Here is a 17,414-nt window from a genome sequence, read left to right as displayed (position 1 = left end):
ATACGGCGTCATCCTAGTTCTTTGCGAGACCTTTTAAGAGTGGTCTTGCAAGCAGATACATCACTATTATCGATAGATTTACGTTGTTTATTGAGCAACCAAAGATTGTTTAAGGTCACATTTATGGACACACCCTCCAACCAATCCACCAATAACCAACGCTATTTCACAGTGTGGCGTTGGCATTTTTATGCAGGCATTTTTGTTGCTCCCTTTTTAATTGTCTTAGCGATAACGGCGCTCGGTATGCTGTTTATGTCCAACACAGTAGGACGTGATAACGACCGCTTAACGGTTGTCGTGCCAGAGTCTACGGTTCAAGCACCTGTCTCTACTCAAGCAAAGAACGCGCTGAGCACCTTGTCTGATAGCACACTGGTTAAATATATCGCTCCTCGTGATACCGATACGGTGGCTTTGTTTCAGATAAAATCAGACGACCAAAGCAATATGGTGGCAGTCAATCCTTATACGGCCGATATCGTTCAAAGTGTGCCTACCAGTAGCGGCCTTTATAATACGTTTAACGATATTCACAGTGATTTGCTGATTGGCAAAGTCGGTGATTATTTGTTAGAAACGGCGGCATCATTAACCATTTTAATGATTTTGTCTGGTTGGTATCTGTGGTGGCAAAAACGTAAATCAGTCAAAGCGATGTTGATACCTAGTGAAAGGGTAACCAATAAGAAAAAGCGCTCTTTTATCCGTACGATTCATGCGACATTGGGTAGTTGGATATCTGTGCTGCTACTGTTTTTCTGTATATCAGGTATGGCATGGGCAGGTGTATGGGGCGAAAGAGTGGTGCAAGCATGGAGCCAGTTTCCTGCGGGTAAGTGGGGCGTTGCACCTGTTCCTGTATCGATTGATCACAGTCAACACGCTGCTATGCAAGAGTCTACACCAGCGCCGCATGTACATGGTGCGGCAGCGTCTGAAGCGCATACTGAAGCACCCACGCATGGCAGTGCTCTAAACTCAAGCGACACCAAAGAAGTTCCTTGGGTGCTTGAGCTGACGCCGATGCCTGTGTCAGGCACGACCATGGGTAAAGATGGTATCGCTGCTAATATCCCGATTATGATTGATACAGTGGATCGCTACGCTCGTGAAATCGGTTTTGTAGGGCGTTATCAATTGAACCTACCACAAGGTAGTACAGGCGTCTGGACCATTAGCCAAGATTCAATGAGCTATGATATGAAAAGTCCGATAGCAGATCGTACGGTACATATCGACCGTTATTCGGGTAATGTCTTAGCTGATATTCATTTTGACGATTATAATGCGTTTGGTAAGTTTATGGCGGCTGGTATCGCGCTGCATATGGGCACGCTCGGATGGTGGAGCGTACTGGCTAATGTACTATTTTGCCTAGCAGTAATCACTATTTGTGTCAGTGGCTATATCATGTGGTGGCAGCGTCGCCCTCGTCAGGCGAGTGATAGCGCGGGATTAAACCCACCAGCTCGCGGCTTAAATGTTTCCGTCTGGTGGCCGCTTGCTATTCCTTTATTAATTGTGGCCATCATATTCCCGACTGCTATTATCGCGATTATAGCTATCGCGCTATTAGACTTTTTGGTGATTTCTCGAGTTGGGTTTTTACAGAAATGGTTAAAATAAGCGAACGGTGAGATATCGTTGTTCTTGATATAGCAAAGGAGCGCCTTATAGTAAGGCGCTCCTTTTTTCGCTTAAAAAATGCTTAGATTAACTGCTACTTAGCTTAAAGTTGATCAAACGTTTTATGGGCTTGAAATAGCTCGGTTCATGCTAGTAGTTAAAGCATTGCTTACTTGAGCATAGCAATGGCATCTTTGCTGGCACGCTGTCGCTCTTCGGCATTTAGCTCAATGAGACGGCCTTCTTTCATTAGTAATAATCGATCAGCATGTTCAAAATAACCGTCATCGTGACTGATGATAAACAGTGTCTTACCCATGGCTTTTAGCTCAGGGATGAGCGTTTGGTAAAACACGCGACGAAAAGCAGGGTCTTGGTCGGCTGCCCACTCATCGAGCAGTAATATGTCCTTTTGTTCAGCGACGGCGATTAGCATAGCCAAGCGTTTTCTCTGACCTTGCGACAACTTATCTGTAGAGAGTTTATGGTCAGACACACTTACTTTTTCTTGTAGATTGAGCTTATGCAGCCAGTCAGACACTAGGTCAGCATCAGGCTCATTGCCCTCATATCCAATCAGTTGCTTAAATAGATGTTGGTCGCTAAAAATCGCGGAAAATAGCTGTCTAAAATCGGCGTTGTTCTCTGAATTAACGCTTTGTCCATCGACTTGTACCGTTCCTGTAGTAGGAGTAAAGATACCAGTAATGATTTTGGCAAGGGTAGATTTACCGCTACCATTCGCACCGATTAAGAAAACCACGTCACCTCGTTGCAAGGTTAAATTGACGGACTTTAAGATATTATTGGTAGGGTTTTGATTGCTATCACTATTGTCGCTATTTTGAGCATTATCATTAACCCCTGTGTCTGGTGCATTACTATTATGACTACTACTGCCTACATAGCGATAATTGATATTATTCAGAGTTATAGATTTCCAGTCCTGTGCAACCGTGTCTGTCGCAAAACTCGGCTGATGCTCGGCCAATTCTAAAGACTGTATCTTTTCTAGTGCAACTTGAGCAGTCTGCAATGTTGGGTAAGCGCCAACCGCATGTAGGAGCGGCGACTGCATAAACAAAATCGTCAAAGAAAAAGTAGTGGCAACTCCCATCGGTATATCAAGATAATTGGCCACTGCAAACACGATACCAATCGATGCGAACATCATAATATTGGACCAGTTCACCGCTGATAAATGAAAAGTATCAGACTTAGTCACGGTCTTCTCGTACGATTTGGCATGAGCCAAAAAATCATCTGTATACAGTTTTTCTGCTCGGTGTTGGTTAAGTGCCAGCTCTTTACGACCTTCTATTATAGATTGATAGTCCTGATATAATGCGTCATTAATCTCTCTCAACTCGGTCAAATGCGTATAGACATGCTTGACCAATATGGTACTGATCCAAATCGTCATCACAATCCAAAACATGACAATAAACAATAATGGCAACGATAACCAGCCCAAATATAGCCCAACGCCAACAGACAAAATAATACCCTGTACCAGCTCTGGCATACGGACAAAAGCAACGGTAATCGATTGAATGTCTGAGGATAAGCTGGCAAGTAAGCGTGCACTACCCAAATGGTCTATCTGAGGCACGGCGGTATCGATGATTTGTTTGACCAATTTGGTTCTAAGCTCATAGACAAATCGATGTCCCAATCGCGTCAATGCATATTGCGACAAAAATGTCGTTACTAGCAGTAACAACACCAGCAGTGAAAACTGCGCCAAACTTAACCAAGATAAGGTATCGAATACTGGCTGACTGATAAAGGTATGATTGATATAGGCAATAATACCCACGCTGACAGCGGCATTGACCAAATTTAGCAGAATGACTTTGAGAAAAGGCAGACGATAATTCGCCCAAATCATATGATATAAAGAAGCGGTCGTACGAGAGGACGCTGTGGTATGAGAAGACGCTGTGGTACGAGAAGACATAGTAACTCAGTAATAAAATAAATTTTTGATAGCAGAAAAGGGAGTAGGTCGCGCCTAATCCCTTTTATAGAACCTAAGAAAGCCTACTAATAAAGCTTAAAAATCGAACGTTGCTGATACTTTTAAGGCCGTTGGTTCACCTGCATTTAGATAGCCTGAATCTGCATAACCGCCCACTGACTGCCAATAATCTTCACCTGTGACATTGGTTACCATACCTTTTAGAGTAACGTCTTGTCCTGCTAGCATAGTGCGATAGCGTGCACCCAAATCTAAGGTAGTATAACCATCAACCTTTAAGGTATTGGCATTATCCGAATAACGAGAGCCTGTGTGGATAATATCACCCGTCAATGTCAGTCCTTCAACGGCGGCTAAATCATACTCTAGGTTAACGTTACTTTGGAGTTTGGGCAGACCAATCACTCGATTGCCGTCCAATGTTACATCACCCGTATCTTTTTGCTTAGCACTCAAATAACTGACACCTGCGATCAAGCGCATGTTTTCGCTTGGACTACCGAATATTGATAACTCGGCACCTTGATGACGGTTTTCACCATTTGCTGTAAAAGTATTGGTGTCATCAATATAAGCACGTGCAGCATCTATACGGAATATCGCTAAGCTACTGCCAATTGTACCATTGTCATATTTGACGCCCACTTCCGTTTGCTCACTAACATAAGGGGCTAAGTCTTGTCCTGCATTGGTAACAGGGTTGCCGCCATTATCTAGAGGTGCTTTCTTTCCTGGTGCTAGGCTTTCAATGTAGTTACCATAGACAGACCAGTCCATAGTTGGTTGATAAACAATACCGACACTAGGTGTCCATTTGCTTTCATCATAATTGCCTGTTTGCGCTTGAGTATCAGGGTTATAGCTAGTCGTTTCTATGTTCTGATGACGCACGCCTAATGTGGTTTTTAATTTGTCATTAAATAGAGAAAAAGTATCTGCTAGGGCAAAGCTTTGCAATTTTTTCTCGTTAGTGAGTGTTGGGTTATTCGCGTTACCGACGAAAACAGCAGTATCTGACCAGCTGTTATCACGATATTTAATGGGGCGATATAAATTATTGGGACGAGCACCCTCAAAAGCATACGCACCTTTTTCTTCTTGATCATAAAGATCGGCTGCAATCACCCAATCATGATCAATCTTCCCCGTTTGCCATTGCCCACGCAGACCAAGCTCGGCACTTTGTACTTTATCTTCACGAATATTGTCAAAACGGGCGGTAGTGCCAGCACCATTAGTATTGGTTACAGTAAGGTCTGATAATGAATTGTCTTCATCACCACGTCGCATGCCGTAAGCGCCATAAGCGGTGATACTGTCATTAAAATCATATTCGCCTCTAATGGTACCGAATACATCTTTTTCGTTTGAATACGTCCAAGGTTGTACCCAGTTTTTTGAGCCTTTGGGTGCACTTGGTACTCTAGAAGCGCCTGCAAGAGTGACACTAGGGCGGGTTTCTTCAAGTTTATTGTCCTGCCAACCTAAATCTGCTGATAGGCGATACTGATCCCCTCTATAGTCCAAACCAAGGGCAGCCAGACCCAAGGTCGACGACTCATCATCGATAGCACTGTCACCATCTTGATAAGCAGCATTAAAACGAACACCAATAGCATCATCGCTACCAAAGCGATCACTGACATCTACCGCGACCTTACCTTGGTCACCTTGACCATAACCAAGCGTCACTTCACGTAGCGGGTCATTACTAGCACGTTTTGGTAATAGGTTAATCGTACCACCAGCATTGCCGCCACTAGGTGCGGCACCATTTAGCATGGCAGAAGCGCCGCGTTGGACTTCAACACGCTCAAATAATTCGGTGGCGATATACTGTCGGGGCAAAATACCGTATAAGCCATTAAACATCGTATCATCTGATGTGGTGATGAAACCGCGCATAAAGTAGGCTTCTTGAAAGTTACCAAAACCCCTTGCCACGCGGACGGTTGGGTCTTTTTTGAGTAGATCGCCTACACTTTGGGCTTGCTGATTGGTGATATATTCATTGGTGTATGAGGTGGTAGAGAACGGCGTGTCCATGATGTCTTGGTTGCCCAAGAGTCCGACGCGGCTGCCTGTCGCCACCTGACCACCTTCATATGCGCTAGGTAACCCATCTGCTGACGCATCAGCACTACTGGTGACGACGATAGTATCAAGTACCACATTAGGGGTGGTTTGAGCATCTGCATCATCTACTAGCGCCCATGCCGAGTGACTTGTGGTTAGTATGATGACTGAACATAGTGTTTTTAGAGGTAGCGATTTCGTCGATAGCAAGCGTGAGGGTATGGACGCTAATCGTAGAGAAGCGCCAGACACATTCAGAGAGTTAAGACGAAACAAAGCAGCAGATAAGTGAGACAGTTGCATGAATATTTCCAGCATGTAATTTAAATCGTTATTATAATGATAATCATTTCTATTACAATGAATTACTGAGTCAATTTTAAATATACTAGGTTTGAGTAAAGTAGGGCTGTTGCTTGATAAGGTGCTAATAGCATCCTCTATAAATAGGGCAGTGCTTTTACATCTGGTGAAGAGTAGGTTTTTTAGGATAAGTAAAAAAGAAGTATAAAGCAGAGGATGGGTTTACCTATTATAAGTAGTCTATATGGACAATTTATTCATTTGAGCCAGTTCATGTATCAATGTATGCTATTGTTTTATCACGGGCAGGGAGTACGCTGGTATCGTCCACCAGAGATGCAGTCAAACGGAATTGACTGATTTATATAATTGAAATGGATTTTTAAGGTGGCGCTTATGTACGCAGTAATTGGAGCAGGTCCAATGGGGCTCGCTGCAGCCAGAAATTTGCAAAAACTCAATATTCCTTTTGTCGGCTTTGAACTATACACAGATGTAGGGGGCCTATGGGATATCGATAATCCGCACAGTACCATGTATGAAAGTGCCCACTTGATTTCGTCCAAGCGTATGACGGAGTTCAAAGAGTTTCCTATGAATGACTCAGTCGCAGCGTATCCTCATCATACCCAGCTCTGTCAGTACTTCCGCGACTTTTCAGATACGTTCAATCTAAAATCACACTATGAATTCTCCACGCGCGTGATCAGCATGGTGCCTGAAGGGGATGGTTGGCGCTTAGTTAGCGAGTGCAATGGTCAAAAGCAATCGCGACTGTTTGATGGCGTACTCATGGCAAATGGTACTTTACATACCCCTAATATACCAAGCTTGCCAGGTACGTTTGCAGGCACGTTGATGCATTCTTCTGAATATCGTAGCCCGTCAGTATTTAATGACAAACGTGTATTAATTGTTGGCTGTGGTAACTCGGGTGCTGATATCGCTGTTGATGCGGTGCATCATGCCAAGTCGGTAGATATCAGTCTGCGCCGTGGCTACTACTTTCTGCCCAAATTTATCAAAGGTCAGCCCATTGACACACTAGGCGGAAAACTAAAGTTACCGCGTCCAGTTAAGCAGCGCATGGATGCGGCGATGATTCGTATGGTCATCGGAAAACCTTCTGATTATGGACTGCCAAACCCAAACTATCGCATGTATGAATCACATCCTGTGGTCAATTCATTGGTATTACATCATTTGGGTCATGGTGATATTAAAGCGCGCCGTGATATTCGCCGCATCGATGGGCATACGGTGAGCTTTAATGATGGTGAAAGTCAGGATTATGATTTGATTCTTATGGCGACGGGATACTTGCTTGATTATCCATTTATTGAGCGCGCGCAGCTCAATTGGCCTGCCAATCATGACGCGCCGCAGCTTTATATGAATGTCTTTCATCCTAAGCATGATAATTTATTTATGATGGGTATGGTTGAGGCAGCAGGGCTGGGCTGGGAGGGTCGAAATCAACAAGCACGGCTTGTCGCATTATATATTCAGCAGCGTCAGAAAAATACAGCAGCCGTTAAACAGTTCAATAAAGTGAAACGTCAGCGAGCAGGCAAAACGCTCGATGGTGGCTATGATTATATTAAGCTTGCACGTATGGCATATTATGTAAATAAAGATGAATACTTAGAAACGCTGTCCAAGCATATTGCCGAGCTTGAAACAGAACAGCCTGTATTGGCATCAGAGGTATGATAGCGGCAGTGGCGTTTGAGCCACGGAGCTTGATTCTACTCAATCTCATCTTGGCGCTGATGATGTTTGGCGTGTCATTGAGTTTACGTCTCGAAGATTTTAAGCGTGTCGTTTTGTCTCCCATTGCGCCAATAGCGGGTCTGTTTGCTCAATTCTTTCTATTGCCCCTAGCCACGTGTCTGTTTACGTGGGCGTTGAATATCGATCCCGAGTTGGCGCTAGGAATGATTTTGGTAGCGTCTTGCCCAGGTGGTAGTTTTTCCAACATTATGACTTGGCTGGCACGCGGTAATGTCGCGGTGTCAGTCAGTATGACTGCAGTATCAAGTCTCGCTGCGGCTATATTAACACCAGTCAATTTTGCCTTTTATGGTTGGCTTAACCCATACACACGTGAGTATCTGACAAAGATAACGATTGAGCCTAGCAGTATTCTGATACTGGTTCTATTAGTGCTAGCGTTACCTTTAGTGCTAGGGATGGTAACGGGGCGACGCTTGCCAGGTCTGGTCGTGCGTATCCAAAAACCGCTACGTATTTTCTCGCTACTTGTACTAATGACTTTTGTCGCAATCGCTTTTTCTAGCAATTTCGCGCTATTTTTAGAGCGTTTCCATAGCTTTTTTTGGCTGGTCGTTGGTCATAACTTATTGGCACTTTCGTTAGGTTATGGCATGGGGCTGATGCTCAAGTTGCCAGTCGCGGATCGGCGCGCAGTGACTTTAGAAGTAGGCATACAAAACTCAGGGCTAGGACTGGTTATTTTATTTACTTTTTCCCAGAGGCAGGTGGCATGATGCTGATCACGGCGTTCTGGGGCGTATGGCATTTGGTGTCAGGACTGACACTTTCACAAGTTTGGGCACGGATACCCTATGAATAAAAACGTAACGAATGAAAGCATAGTGAACAAGCGTATATTAATCACTGGTGCCGCAGGTTACATCGGCCATCAACTGGGCAATCGTCTGGCTGCTCATTATCATGTTCACATATTAGATGTGCGTGACGAGGGTTTGGCAACGTTACTAAAAGAAGAGGGTATCACTCATGTCGTGCATCTCGCCTCTATCTTACAAGCGTCAAAAGATCGTGCTCGTGACTATGATATCGATGTTAATGGCACGCGTAACGTACTTAATTGCTGCATCAAAGCAGGTGTCGCACATATAACGCTCACCAGCTCGGGTGCTGCTTACGGATATCACGCTGACAATCCTGAATGGATTGATGAGCAGGATGGACTACGCGGTAACCCTGAGTTTGCTTACTCGGATCACAAAAGACAAGTCGAGGAAATGCTTACAGATTTTCGCGAGCAGCATCCACAATTACAGCAGCTGATCTTTCGACCTGGCACCATACTAGGCGCTGATACACGCAACCAAATTACCAGTCTGTTTATGGCACCGCGTGTGCTTGCGCTTAAAGGCAGTGAGTCGCCTTTTGTGTTTATTTGGGATCAAGACGTGATCAGCGCTATGGAGATGGGGATTCGCGAGGATAAATCTGGCATCTACAATATGGCAGGCGATGGCGCACTGACGATGAGGGATATCGCAAACCGACTTAATAAACCGCTATTGATCCTGCCAGTGGGTTTGGTTAAAGCTGGCCTACAAGTGGCAAAATGGGGTGGCAAACCAACGGGACCAGAACAGGTTAATTTTTTGCATTATCGCCCAGTACTGAGTAACAGGCGACTCAAAGAAGAGTTTGGTTACTCTTTGGCAAAAACGTCTGCCGAAACCTTCGAGTACTTCATCGAATGTCATGGATTGCGTAAACCCAAATAGGGAGAGAATTATCAATGCCACCAATGTCATCAATAAATGTTACTTTAATCACTGGTGCTGCATCAGGACTTGGTTGGGCAATGGCACAGCACTGGTATGCTGCTGGACATCACTTAGTACTCGCTGATATAGATGAGCAAGCGCTGATCGCCCGCGCTCGTGAGTTAGAGGACTCAGTTAGAGTTATGACAGTCGTCACTGATATCACTCAAATTGATGATATTGCTAGCCTCATTAAGCAAGTTAGCGAACGCTTTGGCCGTCTTGATCTATTGGTGAATAATGCTGGGATTACCCATCGATCACCAGCACATCAGACTGATCCTGCGGTGTTTCGCAAAGTCATGGCGGTAGATTGGCAAGGAGCAGTGGAGCTGACTATGGCTGCGTTACCGATGCTAAGAGAATCTAAAGGTCAAATTATCTGTATCGGCTCAATGGCTGGCTGGATGCCCGTTCCTGGACGGGCAGCATATTGTGCGGCAAAAGGGGCGCTAACCCAGTTCTTTGAAGTACTGCGCTTGGAACTAGAGTCTGAGGGTATACATATACTTATGGTCTATCCCAGCTTTCTTGATACACCTATCGAGAACCACGCGCTCGGCCGTGATGGCAGTATCGCAAAGCATCCACGCTCAATGATCGGTAATATGCGTAGTGCTGAGTGGATGGCCGAACAGATCGATCAAGGTTTGCAGCGGCGCAAACGCTGGATATTGCCGGACCCTCTCTCGCGCTTTGGCAGTTTACTGTGGCGTATTGCGCCAGCTTTATACTTGCGTCAGGTGCGTAAGCGTTTTGGAAATGAGTTACGGTAGACTGCGTAAGAACCTAGAAGAGAGGCTAGCAGTTCATGCAAATTATCAGTAGTGTTATGCTAAAAATACTATGCTGGAGAGCGCTATATTTGAAGGTACTTTATTAGAAAACACTATGCTAGAAATAATAATCTAGCATAGCTTTTTAACTTTACTAACTGGTTCAATATCACCTAGTTCAGTATTATCTTTATTAGTACTAATGATTTCTTATTGGTTTACCAAGCTCCATGGTCTCTTCAGTCTCGATGACGGTAGGATTTTTCGCTTCCTGACGCTTATCCCACCAAGCGAAGATATTGGCCAATATAGAGCCAGAAACAGAGTGCCAAATACAAGCGACGGCGGCAGCGATAGCGGACTCTGCATTGCCAGGGAAAAACTTCGTGCTTAAGCCCGTGGCCAACCCTGCGTTTTGTACGCCAACCTCGATAGATATGGTGCGTTTTTTGGGTTTGTTCATACCAAATAAGGCACCTGAGTAGTAGCCCAATACATAGCCGACGATATTGTGTACCGCAATGGCCAAGATAACGACTAGCCCTGACTGCAAGAACTGATCACCAAATACAGCGGCAACGCCACCGACGATAGCGGCGAAAGCTAATACAGCCACGCCTGGCATTACCGCACGTACATCATTAAACCAGTGCTTGTTTTGAAATAGTATGTTTAACATAGAGCCGATAGCGACTGGCAACAATGTCACTAATAGCATAAAGCGGAACATACCCCAGCCATCCATCTCTACAGATTGACCAACCAAATAATTGAGCCAAAGTGGCGTCACTAACGGTGCAATGATGGTCGATACGGTGGTCATACCTACCGAAAACGCCACATCACCTTTGGCGAGGTAGCTCATAATGTTTGAAGACACACCACCAGGACAAGTACCAACCAATACTAGACCCAGTGTTAACCCAGGCGATAAATCAAACAATCTGGCCACGCTAATCGCTAAAATCGGCATAATGGTATATTGGATAATTGAACCGATAAAAATATCAAGCGGGCGCTGGGCCAACACTTTATAGTCTTCTTTACCTAGCGTCATACCCATTGCGAGCATAATGACACCCAGAACGATGACTTGGGTATCACCTGTCACCCAAGAAAAAGTCGCAGGCTCTATAAATGTCACTGCGGCCGCTAAAATAATAACCAATGCCGTAAATCGACTCAACTGCTGACTTATCACCCTCAAAAACTGCATTTCTCAAATCCTTCTAAGTCTGGAAAATAGTCAAGTATAAGTTCAAAACCACTGTATTTCCAATGGGTTTGGGCAGTTTTTAGCCAACAATAAGTTGCTATTATGACAACTTTAACTATGATTATATTGCCAAAGTTTTTGAAATATTTATTCAATAGTCAAATGAGGTACTAGGTGTTGCAAACTCCATCAAATTTAAATCGATTCAAGCAGCTAGGTCTTGCGTTATCGATATTTTATTTGCTTTATAATTTGACGACTGTTTATAGCGTATCTTTATATACACTCTACCCATCGCAAATTCATAATCTTGCCACGCCATTTGACAGTATGATTCCTTTCATTCCCGCTATGATTGTTCCTTATAGCTGGTCGTTGATTTTATTTATGGCTAGTTTTTTCTTAGTACGGACGTCTACGCAATTATCCTTATTGACCTATCGGCTAATCTTAGCGACCATCTTTGCCTGTTTAATCTTCTATTTTTATCCTGCTCGTTTCTCATTTAGTCGTTCGATTCCTGATGATTGGACGCAGTTTGGTTACCAGTTTTTGCAGTTGGTGGACAAGCCATTTAATCAGTTGCCATCATTGCATGTCAGCTATGCCATGTTGCTTGGCGTATCCTTATGGGATGTTGTAGCGTCTAAAAAGAGATGGATTTCAGCGGCTTATCGATTGTTGCTGACTGGCATATGTACATTGATTGCCCTGTCGACAGTGTTGACGTATCAACATCATTTGCTAGATATGTTCGGCGGGGTAGTATTGGCAGTGTTGGTGCTGATACTCTCAAATCGAATTCGTAATGCACTGGTAATCAAGCATCTGATACTAGGAGTAATAGGGTTCTTATTGATAGCGATAGCAGGGTTTTACTTTGCTAATATGAGTATGATAGCGTCTGAAGTTGTAGAAGATTTGGCCATTATTATCGCTTCATATTGGTTGATTAGTTTTACGATGTTGGCTTGTGCCTATCAACAGGAAAAGCCAATACGAGATACACGCTGGTTTCAAAAATCCAGTAGCGGTCGACTCACGGTATATACTTGGATGAAGTTTGTGCCAATCATTATTATTTACAATGGCATGTCATTTTTGGGACAGTGGTATTTTAAAGTTTTCTCCAAAAGTCAAAAGTATCCACTCACGCCATATGCTATTAATGACAAGGTCAAAGTTGTTGCTTCACCTCGATTGATGCAGACGGATCTAAGTAGTCATTTAACGTATTGGTTGTTTGGTTCTAGTTCATTAGAGTTGCGAAGTTCGTTAGAAAGCAATCGGCCTGCAGTTTGCCATCAGATAATTGTTGTTGATTTGGCTGCTGAGATATCTAGCCACGCTCATAATCTTAGAATAGCTGCTAATAGCAGCGTGAGTACAACAGTTCATTACTTGTATTTGCCTTTGTTAGATTTGCAGCCATTAAATGATGTATTGCTCCAAGACTATATTAATCTATTCAAACAAATTGACGCTTTAATACGATCAGCTGAGACACAGGCATTTGTCACCAATAATAAAGATAAAGTAGATGGTAGCTTTATCACGCTTATCAATTTCCATTGCGTAATGGGGCTGTCGCGTAGTATCGGCGTGCAGGTTTTATATTTATTATATTGTGGTACGCTAACTGTCTATAACTATCAATCGTGGATTGAGCAGCATTATCCGAACGCGCACCTGAAAGATGCTTATCTACCAAAATCATTAGTAGAAACTATGGCCAATTATAAGTCTGTCACCTATTAAACAGCGCCTTAATAACTATTAATGTCAGTAGGTTTGCGTCTGCTAATTTTTCTTTTTACCTCTTGCTTAAGTCCTATTCAACTATGGAGGAATCTATGAACACCTTATTGCCTCGCTTATATTCTTTTCGTCGCTGTCCTTATGCTATGCGCGCTCGTCTCGGTCTAATATTCGCCGAGTTACCAGTAGAGCTACGAGAAATCACGTTAAAGAATAAGCCAGATCAGATGCTAGCGATTAGTCCAAAAGGCACGGTGCCAGTTTTACAGCTTTCAGATGGATCCGTCATTGAAGAGAGTGCAGAGATCATGATGTGGGCGCTTGAGAAAAACGATCCTCAAGGACTGCTAGATGAAAAGGTTTTATCTGAGGCTAATGCACTGATAGCAAAAAACGACAATGAGTTTAAGCAGTGGCTCGATCGCTACAAGTATGCTGATCGTCACCCTGAAATGACTCAGACAGAGTACCGGCAACAGGGTGAGATTTTTCTGCAGGATTTAGAAGCGCTATTGACTAAGAATACCTATCTACTAGGTAATAACGTGACGGTTGCTGATATTGGTATCATGCCGTTTGTTCGCCAGTTTGCCCATGTAGATCGTGATGTCTTTTATGAATTGCCTTATCCCAAGCTACAGCTGTGGCTACAACATTGGTTGGAACACCCGTTATTTGTACAAGCCATGACTAAGTTTCAGCCATGGCAGGAAGACGATGAGGTAGTGGTGTTCCCTTCTTAATATAGTGGGTTCTATATAAGCTGTATACGGTTTCGGTCTTGCTTGGTCTATCTTGATTTCACAACGACTACCTTTTGTGCTGGATGTTTGTCTTTAACAACGATTACTTTTTTGGCTTTAGGTTTTGCTTTCGCTACGACAACTTGCTTGGCCTTAGGTTTAGCTTTAACCACGACCACTTGTTTCGCTTTGGGCTTTGCTTTAACGACGACCGCTTGTTTTGTCTGATGCTTGTCTTTGACCACGACAACTTGTTGGGCCGCATTTGCTGGACCAATCATAGCAAAGCAAGTAGATACGGCCAATAATGAGCTGATCGCGATTTTTTTCATGTTGAAGTTTTTCATAGTAAGGTCCTTTTAGGCGGATTATAAGTAAGCGTGTTTATTGAATGGTTAAAGATATCTGAATTGAACGTCGCTTGATTGAATAAATCGATAATAGCGAGTTATAGCGTTACGTACTTTTATGAAAGTTAAAGAAAGGTGACTTTTTCTAGCAGATACTGAACCATTAATACAATCTTAGGAGCTTTTTGCTAAGGGTCGGCAGGCTAGCAACACTTTAGAGATGATACTTACTCAACTTCATCTGAAGTCATAGCTATGATACGAGAGGTATGGTAGTTTTTGCGTGGACTTGAAAGGGTTTAAGCGACTAAAAGTGATGAGACATAAAAAGGGGCGACTTAAGATAAGTCGCCCCTTTTTATGTAGGTATATTAGATGCATTAGTGATTAAAAAAGTTTAATTATTTTTCAATAAACCAGACTATTATCAACTCAGTATTCATCAAGATCATTGGCTAAAGCAAACAGCACTCCCCATTTCATAGCGGCTTTCACGATTTACTCTCCTAAATGATTAATAAATGAGTAATGTCGTTTAAACCTTATAAGCCGCACTAGCTTCTTTGGTTTTTTCATAGACAGCTTGAGGGTCTAAACCCAATGCTGCGACATCGTTTAGGTACTTTTTAGTACCCGCTTCTAATGGGCCTTTCCACTGTGGGTCATTTAATGGATTAGGAATGTCTATCATAGTGTCGCCTTTTGCTTTGGCTGCTGCTATGAGTTTTGCATTTTCAGCATCGAACACGAGGCGACCGCCAGACTCTGCTTCGACCTTAAAGGTCCTTGGCCTGAACAGACAGATGAGCGCCAAGATAACTTAGTTCCTAAAGAATATGGTTGTAGTCTTGATACATCGAGCAGATAGCGCTTTAGCCCAATAAGCGGTGATGTAACAAAAACTGTGTGTCGCATAAACACTAAAAATTTAGGCTATTTGCAACACGGAGTTCAAATGTCAGAGTATTTTGCCAAAATCAACTGGATGAGAGACAGCCAAGAAAGCTATATTGATAATAAATATAGCCGAGAGCACGAATGGGTTTTTGATGGGGGTGTCGTCGTGCAAGCCTCGTCTTCTCCTCACGTTGTTCCGGTGCCTTATTCTGTTGAGGAAAATGTAGATCCTGAAGAAGCTTTTGTTGCCTCTCTTTCAAGCTGTCATATGCTATTCTTTTTATCTATTGCCGCAAAAAGAAAATATGTGATTGATTCATACATAGACAATGCGGTAGGCACTATGGAAAAAGACAGCGATGGTAAAATCTCAATGACTAAAGTGATATTAAAACCGCAGGTTACATTTTCGGGTGATAAGCAGCCGACCATGGAGCAGCTTGAAAAAATGCATCATCAAGCGCATGAGCAATGCTTTATCGCGAACTCGGTAAAAACTGAAGTTGTTAAGGAGATTGTGGTTTAATAAAGTGTCAAATAAGGACGAAAAAACAGTTGGTTTTCCCTTTTTTGTTAATTTTAGCCAACCATTTTTCGCCTCTTAGTGAGACGTTAGATTATTCTCATTCCAAAATGGTATTCGCGTAATGAAAAAATTAATTGGTCAAGTTATTGCCCTTACCAAGAACATTCTCCTAAATGAACCTGAAGATAAAAAGCTTGGTATGGAACAGTTTTCCGCAGGGAGAACCGATCCATTTAGTTTTGGTGGGTTTGGTATTGAGTGGTGGTATACAGAAGCAGCCTATAAACTTGTAGAAAATATATCTTTTATGATTATCACTGAATATCCTTCATTTTCTGACTGTGATCATAAATCTATTCAAACTAGCGTACGAAGTACTTTACGTGAAATATGTGTGGATAAGCATGTTTTTAATAGTGACGATGTCTGTTTTGGCAGAAAGAAAACACTATTTGAATGTCGTTCAGTTTCTAATACTGAATACTTTGCAAAGTACTTATTAGAAAAAATAATAAAAAATGTCAAATCCTCTATTACAGATTGGTGTGTTATATACACCGCACCAAGAATATCGGGAGACACATTTTTCATTGAGTCAGAAAGAATCCATGTCATACATAAATCTGATAAAATTTATTGGAGTAGACTATCTGATATTGGATATGTAACCAATGATATAAACCCTGAAACTGGCAATTATAAAGATAGAGAGACAACTCAATTTAGTCGCTTAAGCTATGAGTATTTATTTATAACTGAGTCAAGAGGCACACTAAGTGGTAGTAGATTTTCATCATCATTAAAACTCAGAAAGTTATTTTCTGTCATTTACGCTGTATCCACTAAAAATAGACTTCATAAAGTAATGGCAAGAGCTTACTCGCATTCAATGCAAATTCCGCATAAAGACTCAAATATTAATATGTTTACAACCTCTGAAATAGGTAAACTCTTACCATACTATTTAGAGGAAAAGGTATTAAACGCTGAGGACATAAATAAAATTAAAGCATGGTATGAGCTGGAAGCTAGGTTACCAAAAGGACAGAGAGATCGAATTAATAAATGCGCACATTTTATTAACAAAGGTATGAATTCAAAAGATATCGAGTCATATATTCAATATTTTGTAGCTCTTGATGCGCTTTATGGGAACAGAGGATCTGTTGAGAAATCTATTGTGAATGGTGTATCAGAACTCCCACAAAATAATGGTTGGAAAGAAAAAATTACGTGGCTATTCGACTTGCGAAATGAGCTGGTACATGGAGGAAGTCGGTTTATTGAAGAGTGGCCTGATTATATGCGATATTACAAGCACTTCAACTCTGAGCCTGCTTTAGATATAGAGCAACTTGCATTTTTGGCATTATCCAGTATGCCGTCAATACTTACAGAGTCTAACAAGTTGCTCAATAAAGAAAAATAACTGTTGGCCATCGACTTGTAATTTTAGCCAATCATTATTTTTCCTCCTAGCAAGGCGTTACCACAGCCTACTTTTGGCACTAAGCCAACCGTCAATACTTAAATAGTATGAATCTTTACTTTTCTTTTAATCTTACAAAACAGCATAACCTCGCGTTTTAACCACTTCTACGCTGAAAA

Annotated in this window: 13 protein-coding genes and 1 pseudogene; 9 read left to right on the top strand and 5 right to left on the bottom strand. The window is 42.5% G+C overall.

Translation table 11 applies throughout. The features are described from left to right. The first annotated feature begins 123 nt into the window (after positions 1-123). The gene (locus I3254_RS09230; RefSeq protein WP_238052651.1) at positions 124-1,629 is read left to right on the top strand and encodes a PepSY domain-containing protein; all 1,506 of its coding nucleotides are present in this window, start codon (positions 124-126) and stop codon (positions 1,627-1,629) included. A gap of 169 nt (positions 1,630-1,798) precedes the next feature. On the opposite strand, the gene I3254_RS09225 is transcribed toward I3254_RS09230, so the two are convergent. After that, entirely contained in the window at positions 1,799-3,589 is a 1,791-nt protein-coding gene (locus tag I3254_RS09225; protein ID WP_269117533.1) for a multidrug ABC transporter permease/ATP-binding protein, read from the bottom strand. A gap of 96 nt (positions 3,590-3,685) precedes the next feature. After that, the gene (locus I3254_RS09220) at positions 3,686-5,989 is read right to left on the bottom strand and encodes a TonB-dependent receptor (RefSeq protein WP_238052650.1); all 2,304 of its coding nucleotides are present in this window, start codon (positions 5,987-5,989) and stop codon (positions 3,686-3,688) included. A 396-nt stretch (positions 5,990-6,385) separates the two neighbouring features. Here I3254_RS09220 and I3254_RS09215 point away from each other — a divergent pair, with 396 nt between their 5' ends. The 4 genes from I3254_RS09215 to I3254_RS09200 all read left to right on the top strand — a co-directional run bounded on the left by I3254_RS09215 (position 6,386) and on the right by I3254_RS09200 (position 10,316). Then, entirely contained in the window at positions 6,386-7,702 is a 1,317-nt protein-coding gene (locus I3254_RS09215) for an NAD(P)-binding domain-containing protein (RefSeq protein ID WP_238052649.1), read from the top strand. After that, positions 7,699-8,499: a bile acid:sodium symporter family protein gene (locus I3254_RS09210; RefSeq protein ID WP_238052648.1), complete on the top strand. Its 801-nt coding sequence runs from the start codon at positions 7,699-7,701 to the stop codon at positions 8,497-8,499. The genes I3254_RS09215 and I3254_RS09210 overlap by 4 nt, the downstream gene beginning before the upstream one ends. A 78-nt stretch (positions 8,500-8,577) precedes the next feature. Further along, positions 8,578-9,498 (top strand): SDR family oxidoreductase, encoded by a 921-nt coding sequence (locus I3254_RS09205; RefSeq protein WP_238052647.1) that lies wholly within the window; start codon positions 8,578-8,580, stop codon positions 9,496-9,498. Between the two features lie 14 nt (positions 9,499-9,512). Then, positions 9,513-10,316: an SDR family oxidoreductase gene (locus tag I3254_RS09200; RefSeq protein WP_238052646.1), complete on the top strand. Its 804-nt coding sequence runs from the start codon at positions 9,513-9,515 to the stop codon at positions 10,314-10,316. A gap of 199 nt (positions 10,317-10,515) precedes the next feature. Here the strand turns inward: I3254_RS09200 and I3254_RS09195 are convergent, their stop codons facing one another. Further along, positions 10,516-11,532, bottom strand: a complete 1,017-nt coding sequence (locus tag I3254_RS09195; protein ID WP_238052645.1) for a bile acid:sodium symporter family protein — start codon at positions 11,530-11,532, stop codon at positions 10,516-10,518. A gap of 174 nt (positions 11,533-11,706) precedes the next feature. Between I3254_RS09195 and I3254_RS09190 the strand changes: the two genes are divergently transcribed. Next, a complete protein-coding gene (locus I3254_RS09190) occupies positions 11,707-13,290 on the top strand; it encodes a phosphatase PAP2 family protein (protein WP_238052644.1) in 1,584 nt (527 codons plus the stop codon). A gap of 95 nt (positions 13,291-13,385) precedes the next feature. Continuing rightward, positions 13,386-14,033: a glutathione S-transferase gene (locus I3254_RS09185; protein ID WP_238052643.1), complete on the top strand. Its 648-nt coding sequence runs from the start codon at positions 13,386-13,388 to the stop codon at positions 14,031-14,033. A 47-nt stretch (positions 14,034-14,080) separates the two neighbouring features. Here the strand turns inward: I3254_RS09185 and I3254_RS09180 are convergent, their stop codons facing one another. Both I3254_RS09180 and I3254_RS09175 read right to left on the bottom strand, forming a co-directional pair. After that, positions 14,081-14,380, bottom strand: coding sequence for a hypothetical protein (locus I3254_RS09180; protein ID WP_057759939.1), 300 nt, complete (start codon positions 14,378-14,380; stop codon positions 14,081-14,083). Positions 14,381-14,918: 538 nt separating this feature from the next. Further along, a pseudogene (locus I3254_RS09175) lies at positions 14,919-15,104 on the bottom strand (C4-dicarboxylate ABC transporter substrate-binding protein); the annotation flags it as partial. A gap of 234 nt (positions 15,105-15,338) precedes the next feature. On the opposite strand from I3254_RS09175, the gene I3254_RS09170 reads away from it, so the two are divergent. Together I3254_RS09170 and I3254_RS09165 are read left to right on the top strand one after the other, a co-directional pair. Next, positions 15,339-15,806, top strand: coding sequence for an OsmC family protein (locus I3254_RS09170; RefSeq protein WP_179799451.1), 468 nt, complete (start codon positions 15,339-15,341; stop codon positions 15,804-15,806). Positions 15,807-15,927: 121 nt separating this feature from the next. After that, positions 15,928-17,235 (top strand): HEPN domain-containing protein, encoded by a 1,308-nt coding sequence (locus I3254_RS09165; protein WP_238052642.1) that lies wholly within the window; start codon positions 15,928-15,930, stop codon positions 17,233-17,235. The last annotated feature ends 179 nt before the right edge of the window (positions 17,236-17,414 follow it).

Source organism: Psychrobacter sp. Ps2, assembly GCF_022129405.1.
In the GTDB taxonomy this organism is placed as follows: Bacteria; Pseudomonadota; Gammaproteobacteria; order Pseudomonadales; family Moraxellaceae; genus Psychrobacter.
The sequence above is the reverse complement of the archived record's forward strand: the minus strand, read 5'-3'. Positions and strand labels throughout refer to the sequence as shown.